Genomic DNA, 9,268 nt, shown 5'->3' on the forward strand with positions numbered 1-9,268 from the left:
GGCACGACCGTTGACGGGGAGGGCCGACGGCCATGATCCGGCGCAGCACCCTGCGCGCGCAGATCGCCGCCGCACTGCGCGACGAGATCCTGGCCGGACGCCTGCCGACGGGCCGGGACTTCACCGTCAAGGAGATCGCCGAGCAGTACGGCGTCTCCGCCACCCCTGTGCGCGAGGCCCTGGTGGACCTCGCCGCACAGGGGCTCCTGGACATGGAGCAGCACCGGGGCTTCCGGGTGCACGAGTTCACGCTCGGCGACTTCCGCGCGATGGTCGAGGCGCGCACCCTCGTGCTCGACGGCATCTTCCACCGCGCGCACCTCGCGGGCGAGTGGCTCGCGGACACCGAGCCCGAGGTGCTCGCCTCCGTGCACCGCCGCGCCGAGTCCGCCGAACGGGCCGCGCTCACCGGCGACCTCGACGTCCTGATCGGCTACGACCTCCGCTACTGGCGCGAGTTGGGCGGCCTCGTCAGCAACCCGTACATCTGCGACTTCCTCGACCGCCTCCGCGTCCAGTGCTGGGTGTTCTCGGTGCCGTGGCTGCGCCGCGAGCGCTCGCTCGCGGGGCGCCTGTGGTCCGGGCACAGGGAGCTGGCCGACGCGGTGACCCGGCGCGACGCGGCCACGGCGCAGCGCCTCGTCGCCGCCTACAACCAGCACGCGCTGGACCAGGTGGCCAACTGCCGCGCGGCACGCGAGGAGGGGGAGGGTCAGGAGGGCCCGGAGGGCCGGGAGGGCCGGGACGGTCCGGATGAGAACCAGGACGTCCCGCGTGACGAGCGGGACGCCTCCGAAACGTGACGGCCCGTGTGCGTGGGGCGAGCGGGGCACTACGCTGTCACGTCTGACAGACCGAACGGCACCTTTGCCGCTGCTCGACTGCTCGGCCGCGGGCGGACTGACGCGGCGGCCGACCGGGCACAGTGAGTCCAACAGCGTCCGTGCGGTCTCCGCGCGGCTCGCCACCCGTTGTGGATGGGAGCAATTCCTTGGCGTGTGATCTCTGGCTGGTTCCCCTCGTCGACGTGCTGTGTCACAGCCCCGACAATCCGTTCGCGGAGGAGATCGCCTCCTACGACAAGGCACTGAACGACGCGGGGCTGCCTCCGGTCCCCGTCTACAACTACATGCCGGGTCTGTCAGGCGACGTCGCGCCCGTCGCGGGCTTCGACTACGACGCGCTGCACTTCCTGCGCCGCGCCTACCTCCTCCAGTTGCACGGCCTGGAGGTCACGCCCGTCGACGAACTGGGCGGCGACTACGAACAACTGCTGGAGATGTTCGAGGCGACGGCCCAGCAGTCCCACCTCGTCTGGCACTACGACCACGCGGGCGCCTACGTCCCCATCGACTTCGCCGCACCCCTGGCGAACGACGAACTCCTGGAGGGCGGCGGCCCGCTCGGCTCGGGGCACGGGCTGCTGCGCGAACTGGAAGCGGTCGCCCCGTATCTGGGCATCGACCACGCCAACCCGCCCGCCGCGCCCGAGCCGCCGTCCCACCCGACGGAGCTGGAGGAGCCCGCGACCTCACCCGTCGCCTACGGGGACGGCCCCTTCGCCCGCGAACGGCACGTCTGGCTCGGCCTGCACGCGGCGGTGACGCGCAGCCTGGCCCAGGGATCGATGATCGTCTTCAGCTGACCCGCGCTCAGCGGGACGTGCTGCCCGCCCGTGCTCCGGCCGGGGGCGCTCACCACCCGCGCCGCCCCGGCGGGCCCGCCGCGGATCAGCCCCTGGCCGACTGCTGTGCAGGCGCGGTCAGCCGCTGGTCAGCCGAACCGTGGTGGCCCGCCGGGCCCGCCCGAGCCGTTCGGGCCGCCGAATCCGCCGGGGCCGGCGGGCCCGCCGGGGCCGCTGCCCGGCGGGCGCTGACGGGGCATGCTCGGCCGGGTCCCCGGCGGCAGCGTGAACCGCTCGTTCGCCGTCGGACAGCCGCCTCGCGCGAACCCGTCCTCCTCCTGCCGCTGCGCGCGCGGCGCCGCGCGCGAGGCGACGGCCTGCGTCTGGAGCGGTACGGGCCCGGCACGGAACCCGGTCATCCAGTCCGTGGTCTCGTCCCGCACGATCTCCGCGACGTCCTCGGCGAACCGCCGCAGCACCCCCAGCGACCGCTCGGCCGCCTCTCCCGTGGTGCCCTCGGCGGGGCCCAGCACCTCGCGGATGCTCTCCGTCGCCCAGTCGTACTGGAGCGCCTCCAGCCGCCGCTGGACCGCCTGCGCGGTGGCCACGTCCCGCATCCACCCGGCCGTCAGCCCGAAATAGCGGTCGGCGCCGACGCAGGCGGCGGCGCCGAGCAGCGCCACATACCCCCAGGCGCCGACATCCGGCACGGTGCCCGTCACCTCCAGGAGCGGCAGCGCGGCGCCCGCGGCGACGCCCGCCGCGGCACCGGCCCGCAGCACGCGGGCGCCCCTGCGCTTCCACACGCGGTCGACGAGATACCACTCCACGATCCGCAGCGCGCCGTGCTCCACCCACTGGTACAGCTCGTTGAGCCGCCCGTAGGGCTCCTCCCAGTCCCCCTGCGGAAACGCCCGGCCCAGCAGATCCCCGCGCCGCGGATCCCGGCGCCGCAGATCCCCACGCCGCGCACCGCCCTTCCGGTAAGCGCCCTCGGGCTGCATCCCCGGCTGACTCACCCCGCCACTCCCAACAACCCTTGCGACAGGCCGTATCCCGACCACCCGGAAAGTCTGACGTATCCCCCAAACGTCCCTACACCGCCACACCCCCCTGCTCCCCACCCCTAACCAGCACCCATCCCCCCACACCGCCTCAACCCCCTCACCCGAAAGAGTTCCCGCCGTAGGGCGCGACCCGCGTCCCCCGGCCCCCGAGGGAGGGCGGGGAGACGCGGCGCGGAGCGCGGATAGGCTGGGGGCGTGAGGATCCTGGTCATTGGCGGCGGTGCCCGCGAACACGCCCTGTGCCGCTCTTTTTCGCTCGACCCCGACGTCACAGCGCTCCACTGCGCCCCCGGCAACGCCGGTACAGCGGAGATCGCCACGTCGCACGCCGTCGATGCCCTCGACGGTGCCGCCGTCGCCGGCCTCGCGCAGGAGGTCGCGGCCGACCTCGTCGTCGTCGGCCCGGAGGCCCCGCTCGTCGCGGGCGTCGCCGACGCCGTGCGCGCCCGGGGCATCCCCGTGTTCGGCCCGTCGGCGGAGGCGGCCCAGCTCGAGGGCTCCAAGGCGTTCGCCAAGGACGTCATGGCGGCTGCGGGCGTCCCCACGGCCCGCAGCTACGTGTGCACCGAGCCCGCGCAGATCGACGAGGCCCTCGACGCCTTCGGCCCCCCGTACGTCGTCAAGGACGACGGCCTCGCAGCCGGCAAGGGCGTCGTGGTGACCCCGGACGTCGAGGAGGCCCGCGCGCACGCGCTGGCCTGCGAGCGGGTCGTCATCGAGGAGTTCCTGGACGGCCCCGAGGTCTCCCTCTTCGCGGTCACCGACGGCGAGACCGTCGTCCCGCTCCAGCCCGCACAGGACTTCAAGCGCGCCTACGACGGCGACGAGGGCCCGAACACGGGCGGCATGGGCGCCTACTCCCCGCTGCCCTGGGCCGACCCCAAGCTCGTGGACGAGATCGAGCAGACGGTGCTCCAGCCGACCGTCGACGAGCTGCGCCGCCGCGGCACGCCCTTCTCGGGACTGCTGTACGCGGGCCTCGCGATCACCTCGCGCGGCGTGCGCGTCATCGAGTTCAACGCGCGCTTCGGCGATCCGGAGACCCAGGCCGTGCTCGCCCGGCTCAGGACGCCGCTGGCGGGACTGCTGCATGCCGCCGCGACGGGGCAACTGGCGGAGTTCCCGCCGCTGCGCTGGAGCGACGGCGCGGCCGTCACGGTCGTCGTCGCCGCGCACGGCTACCCGGCGGCGCCCCGCACGGGTGACCCGATCGAGGGACTGGCGGAGGTCGCCGAGCAGGACGCGCCCAAGGCGTACGTGCTGCACGCGGGCACCAAGCTGGACGAGCGGGAGCGCGTCGTCAGCGCGGGAGGGCGCGTGCTGTCGGTCACCGCGACCGGCTCGGACCTGGGGAAGGCGCGCGAGCGCGCGTACGCCGCCGTCGGGCGCGTCCGTCTCGACGGCTCGCACCACCGCACGGACATCGCGCGCAAGGCGGCGGAGGGCGCTGGGGACGCGGAGGACGCTGAGGACGCGGCCGGGGGCCACTGACCTGCGGCCCCGCCACCCGCGCCCCACCGCCCCGTCCCGTCGCACCCCCAGCCGCATATGGGGCACCTCTCCCACCCCCCTCACGCGCAATAGCTCTCCCCAAAGCCATTCCATCGGGTGACCGCTCGGCTTTACGGCTGACGGGTGACCGGCCCCCAACTAGGGTTCCGCGCAAGCCGTGTGGAGCGTCCGTCGACTGGCCCCGCGCACATTGCGCTGTCAGTCCCCGGTGCCACAGTGGGGTGAAGCCGGAAAATCCCGGGCCCGGGAAGGCCGGTGCTCCGGGAACGCCGTCTGGGGGTGAGCAAGCTCGTGGTTGGCCAGGAGGCAGGCACGCGGTCCGCGCGTGCACACGCACTCGCGGTGCTGCGCATCCGCAGCACCGTGCTCGGCGTCGCGCTGCTGCCCGCGGCCGTCGCGGTGGTGCTGCTCGTCGGGGGTGCGACGGGACGGATCGGTCCGGACTGGAACGGCGTGCGCTGGGGCGTCAGTGCCTTCGCGCTGCTGGTGCTCCTGCCCGTGCTGTGCGTCTCGGCCGTGGTGTCACGGGCGCGGCCCGCCGTGTCGCCGACGGTTCCGCTGGAGGAGCGCTCGGCCCCCGATCTCTACAACCTGGTGCGGGACCTGGCCGACCGCCTGGACGTGCCCGTCCCCTCCGCGATAGCCCTCACCCCGGACTGCGACAGCTGGCTGGAGGACCGCACCCACCCGGCGCAGCGCGCGGGCTCCGCCTTTCGGTCGCGGAGCGCCTCGCGCGCCGCGCCCGTGCTGGTCATCGGCTCGCCCTTCATGTGGTGGATGCGGGTGGCGGAGCTGCGCGCCCTGCTGGCCCCCGTGGTCGCGGGCACGGGCCCCTCGGCGCACCCGGACATAGCCGCCTCGCGCCGTTTCGTGCGGGGTCTCGACGCGGCCGTCGCCGTCGCCGACCGCGCCCGCAAGGGCGCCGGGCCGGCGCCCGCGCCGGGCTCCGGTGCGGAATCCGGGGGCGCGGGGGCGCGGCTGGCCCGCGCGCTGGGCCGCGCCGCCTCGCGGCCCGTCCTCCGCTTCGTGGGCCGCGCGGCCAGGATGATGCTGCGCGCCGCAGGCCCGCACGCCGCCGAGATGGAGCGCGGCGTCGCAGCGGCTGCCGCCTCCCGCGCGCAGAACGTGGACTACGGCCTGCGGACGGTGGCCCAGGAACAGGTCGGCCTCGCCTACGCGGGCTGGGACAGATTGTTGACACGCGTCGCGCTCCCCGCCTGGCGCATCGGCCGCTGGCCCGCGCGGCTGGACGCGGGAGTGGTCTCAGCCCTCACCGAGCTGTCCCGCCGGGACCGCCTCGCCGAGGGCTTCGCGAGCAGGCTGGGGGAGCGCCCGGCCTGCGATCTGCTCGAAGAGCCCGGCGCCGTCGACGGCGCGGTCTCCCTCCTCGCGGCGCGCCTCTTCATCGGCTCCCCGCCCCCGGAGAGCGGCACGGGCAGGGGAGCGGACGGGCGCGGCCCGCACTGGTCCCCCGTGGACTGGTCCGCGTATCCGGAGGAGGTCGTGGACGTCATCTGGCGTACGGAGGCGTCCCGCCTCTTCGCGGCGCTCGACGAGGTGCCGGACCTGTGCGCGGACCGCTCCGGAGACGGCAGCATTGGCGAGGCCCGCACGGGCCACCCCGACGGCTCCGACGGTTCCGGAAGCTCCGGCGGCCCGGAAGGTGAGGATCTCCAGGGCCCGACCCTCGCCCGGATCATGGACAGGCTGTCCGGGGGAGGTGGTGCGACGGATGCCCTCGCGGCCCGGATCACCAGAGCCGTGTCCCAGGCGGACCCCGCGGAGACGTCGGGCGGACCGCTCATACCCGGCGCCGGGGACGTCACGGCCTCTCCCCTCGGGCTGCCGCTCCAGCCGCCGCGCAGTGGCCGGGAGCTGATGGCGGACCACATCACGGCGGCCGTGTGCTGCGCCGCCGTGGACACCGCGGGCGCCTCGGCGGGGCTCGACTGGCTGGACGGCCCGGCCCTGCTCGTCGGCGGTGAGCGCAGGGCGGATCTGACGGGCCCTGTGCTCGACCTGGTGGAGGAAGGGGACGCCGGGCCGCTGCGCGACTGGCTCGCGGAGGTCGGCGTGCGCCCGGACAAGCCCGTCCGGCTCGTCTGAGCCCGCGCAAGGCGCCCTCCGGTGCGCCTCCCCGGGCAACGGCTCTTCACCGGATTCGCGACGAACGGTAACGGTGCGTTCGCTTTATGTGATGTGCTGGGCGTGCGTGGACAGCCGGAGCACGGGCACACGGTGCATGGCCGCCGGCCCCGAACCATCAGCCCGCCAGGGCCAGGGCCAGGGCCACGGCCAAGAGCGACCGCCACGGGCAATGGCCACGCGCAACGGCAACGAGCAACGGCGACGAAGAACGGCGCGACGGGGTGTGACCAGCCTCGACCGGCAGCGGAGGAGCAGCGCGGGGGACGAGGGAGGGGAGCAGCAATGGGTACGGAGCAGATCCGGCGCTGGGAGTCCGGCGCGCTCGCACACGCGGTCACCGATCCCTTCGGGCAGGGCCCGGTGCCCTGGCTCCGGGGCAGCGAGCACTACTTCGAGAACGGCCAGGTCGTTCCCTGGTACGTGGACTCCGTAGACCTCGGCCGGGTGCTCCCGGCCCACCGCATCCGCAGCGGCAGCGGCCCCCGCACCGCCGACGACGTACGGTGCCAGATCAAGGGCTTCGCCTCCCACGACGGCGGCACGGCGCCCGGTGAGTCCATCGACTTCCGGGTCACGGTCAATCCGCCCCAGCCCTTCAGCGTCGACATCTACCGCATCGGTCACTACGGCGGCGAGGGCGCCACCAAGATCACCACCAGCCCGCGCCTCTCCGGCATCGTCCAGCCCGCGCCGCTCACCGCCGCCCGCACCGTCTCCTGCCACCACTGGTGGCTTTCCTGGCGCCTCCAGATCCCGGAGTACTGGTCGACGGGCGCCCATGTCGCCGTCCTCACCACCGCCGACGGCTGCCGCTCCCACGTCGCCTTCACCGTCCGCGACCAGGACCCCGCCGATCTGCTCCTGGTGATGCCCGACGTCACCTGGCAGGCGTACAACCTCTTCCCCGAGGACGGCCGCACGGGCGCCAGCCTCTACCACGCCTGGGACGAGGACGGGCGGCTGCTGGGCGAGTCGGAGGCCGCCGTGACGGTGTCCTTCGACCGCCCGCACGCGGGCGCGGGGCTCCCCCTCCACGTCGGCCACGCCTACGACTTCATCCGCTGGGCCGAGCGCTACGGCTATGACGTCGCGTACGCCGACGCCCGCGATCTGCACGCGGGCCGCGTCGATCCCACCCAGTACAGGGGGCTGGTCTTCCCCGGTCACGACGAGTACTGGACGGTGCCGATGCGCCGTGCCGCCGAGAAGGCCAGGGACAACGGCACCTCGCTGGTCTTCCTGTCCGCCAACACCATGTACTGGCAGGTGGAGCTGGAGGCGCTGTCCAGCGGAGCGCCCGACCGGCTGCTGTCCTGCCGCAAGCGCCGCGGCCCGGGGCGCCCCGCGCTCTGGCGCGAACAGGGCGAGCCGGAGCAGCAGTTGCTGGGCATCCAGTACGCGGGCCAGGTGCCGGAGCCGTATCCGCTCATCGTCCGCAACGCCGGCCACTGGATGTGGGAGGCCACCGGGGCGTCCGAGGGCGACGAACTGCCCGATCTCGTCGCGGGCGAGGCCGACCGCTATTTCCCGCGCACCAGCCTGCCCGAGCACACCCACCGCGTGCTGCTCGCGCACTCCCCGTACCGCGACGAGCGCAGGACCCGGCGCCACCAGGAGACGTCCCTCTACCGCGCCGCCTCCGGCGCCCTGGTCTTCTCCTCCGGCACCTTCGCCTGGTCGCCGGCGCTGGACCGGCCCGGCTGCGTCGACGCGCGGGTCCAGCGTGCGACGTCCAATCTGCTCGACCACATCTGCAAACGCGACTGAACGCGACGGAGCGCGGCGGGCCGCCCCGGCCCCCGTCCGGCACGAGCACGACGTGAGCACGAAGCGAGCGCGACAATTCCGGCCTTCGCCGCACCCTCCCGGGGGACGCGGGGGACCGTACGGAAGAATCGGGCTCCCGACCAGGTCCGGTTGGACCGTAACCCCCGGAGGACCAGTGTCCGGATTCGTGGAGAAGCCCGACCCCGCACAGGTGCCCGGCCTGGTGCATCTGCACACGGGCAAGGTGCGCGATCTGTACCGGAACGAGGCGGGCGACCTCGTGATGGTCGCCAGTGACCGCACGTCCGCGTACGACTGGGTACTGCCCACCGAGATCCCCGACAAGGGCAGGATCCTCACCCAGCTGTCGCTGTGGTGGTTCGAGCAGCTCGCCGACATCGTGCCGAACCACGTGATCAGCACGGACGTCCCCGAGGGCGCCCCCGCCGACTGGGAGGGGCGCACCATGGTGTGCCGTTCGCTGCGGATGATCCCCGTCGAGTGCGTGGCGCGCGGCTATCTGACCGGTTCGGGTCTGAAGGAGTACGAGCGCTCGCGCACCGTCTGCGGCCTCGCGCTCCCCGAGGGGCTGACCGACGGCTCCGAGCTGCCGGGCCCGCTCTTCACCCCGGCGACGAAGGCCGAGGTGGGCGAGCACGACGAGAACGTGTCGTACGAGGAGGTTGCCCGCCAGGTCGGGGCCGACACCGCCGCGCTGCTGCGCCAGGCCACCCTCGCCATCTACCAGCGCGCCCGCGACATCGCACGCGAGCGCGGCATCATCCTCGCCGACACGAAGTTCGAGTTCGGCTTCGCCGAGGGGAAGGGCGCGGACGGGGCCGCCGAGGGCGAACTGGTGCTGGCCGACGAGGTGCTGACGCCCGACTCGTCCCGTTTCTGGCCCGCCGACCAGTGGCAGCCGGGGCGCCCGCAGCCCTCCTTCGACAAGCAGTTCGTCCGCGACTGGCTGACGAGCCCCGCTTCGGGCTGGGACCACGACGGCGAGCAGCCCCCGCCGCCCCTCCCGCCGGAGATCGTCGAGCAGACCCGCGCCAAGTACGCGGAGGCGTACCGCCTGCTGACCGGCCTCCCCTGGTCCTGAGCAGCACCGCGCACCCGGGCCGTTCCGCGTGGCGCCGGCGCCACGCGG

The 9,268-nt window shown here is 74.0% G+C and carries 7 protein-coding genes; 6 read left to right on the plus strand and 1 reads right to left on the minus strand.

Annotated elements, in window-relative coordinates; all coding sequences use genetic code 11:
* The first annotated feature begins 32 nt into the window (after positions 1-32).
* Both ACWGJ2_RS24665 and ACWGJ2_RS24670 read left to right on the plus strand, forming a co-directional pair.
* Positions 33-803 (plus strand): GntR family transcriptional regulator, encoded by a 771-nt coding sequence (locus ACWGJ2_RS24665; RefSeq protein WP_453348375.1) that lies wholly within the window; start codon positions 33-35, stop codon positions 801-803.
* A gap of 188 nt (positions 804-991) precedes the next feature.
* The gene (locus ACWGJ2_RS24670; RefSeq protein WP_453348376.1) at positions 992-1,645 is read left to right on the plus strand and encodes a hypothetical protein; all 654 of its coding nucleotides are present in this window, start codon (positions 992-994) and stop codon (positions 1,643-1,645) included.
* Positions 1,646-1,773: 128 nt separating this feature from the next.
* Here the strand turns inward: ACWGJ2_RS24670 and ACWGJ2_RS24675 are convergent, their stop codons facing one another.
* Positions 1,774-2,643 carry an SLATT domain-containing protein gene (locus ACWGJ2_RS24675; protein ID WP_453348377.1) on the minus strand — a complete coding sequence of 290 codons (870 nt, stop codon included), beginning with the start codon at positions 2,641-2,643 and terminating at the stop codon, positions 1,774-1,776.
* Positions 2,644-2,886: 243 nt separating this feature from the next.
* Between ACWGJ2_RS24675 and purD the strand changes: the two genes are divergently transcribed.
* The 4 genes from purD to ACWGJ2_RS24695 all read left to right on the plus strand — a co-directional run bounded on the left by purD (position 2,887) and on the right by ACWGJ2_RS24695 (position 9,220).
* Positions 2,887-4,182 carry a phosphoribosylamine--glycine ligase gene (purD, locus tag ACWGJ2_RS24680; protein WP_453348378.1) on the plus strand — a complete coding sequence of 432 codons (1,296 nt, stop codon included), beginning with the start codon at positions 2,887-2,889 and terminating at the stop codon, positions 4,180-4,182.
* Positions 4,183-4,482: 300 nt separating this feature from the next.
* Positions 4,483-6,309 (plus strand): hypothetical protein, encoded by a 1,827-nt coding sequence (locus tag ACWGJ2_RS24685; protein ID WP_453348379.1) that lies wholly within the window; start codon positions 4,483-4,485, stop codon positions 6,307-6,309.
* Positions 6,310-6,633: 324 nt separating this feature from the next.
* Entirely contained in the window at positions 6,634-8,118 is a 1,485-nt protein-coding gene (locus tag ACWGJ2_RS24690; protein WP_453348380.1) for a N,N-dimethylformamidase beta subunit family domain-containing protein, read from the plus strand.
* Positions 8,119-8,293: 175 nt separating this feature from the next.
* Entirely contained in the window at positions 8,294-9,220 is a 927-nt protein-coding gene (locus ACWGJ2_RS24695; protein ID WP_453348381.1) for a phosphoribosylaminoimidazolesuccinocarboxamide synthase, read from the plus strand.
* Positions 9,221-9,268: the final 48 nt, after the last annotated feature.

This window comes from Streptomyces sp. NPDC054796, from assembly GCF_053611545.1.

What these genes read in the sequence shown, in the direction of transcription:
- ACWGJ2_RS24665 (WP_453348375.1), top strand. Translation starts at nt 33, where the DNA reads ATGATCCGGCGCAGCACCCTGCGCGCGCAGATCGCCGCCGCACTGCGC.
- ACWGJ2_RS24690 (WP_453348380.1), top strand. Translation starts at nt 6,634, where the DNA reads ATGGGTACGGAGCAGATCCGGCGCTGGGAGTCCGGCGCGCTCGCACAC.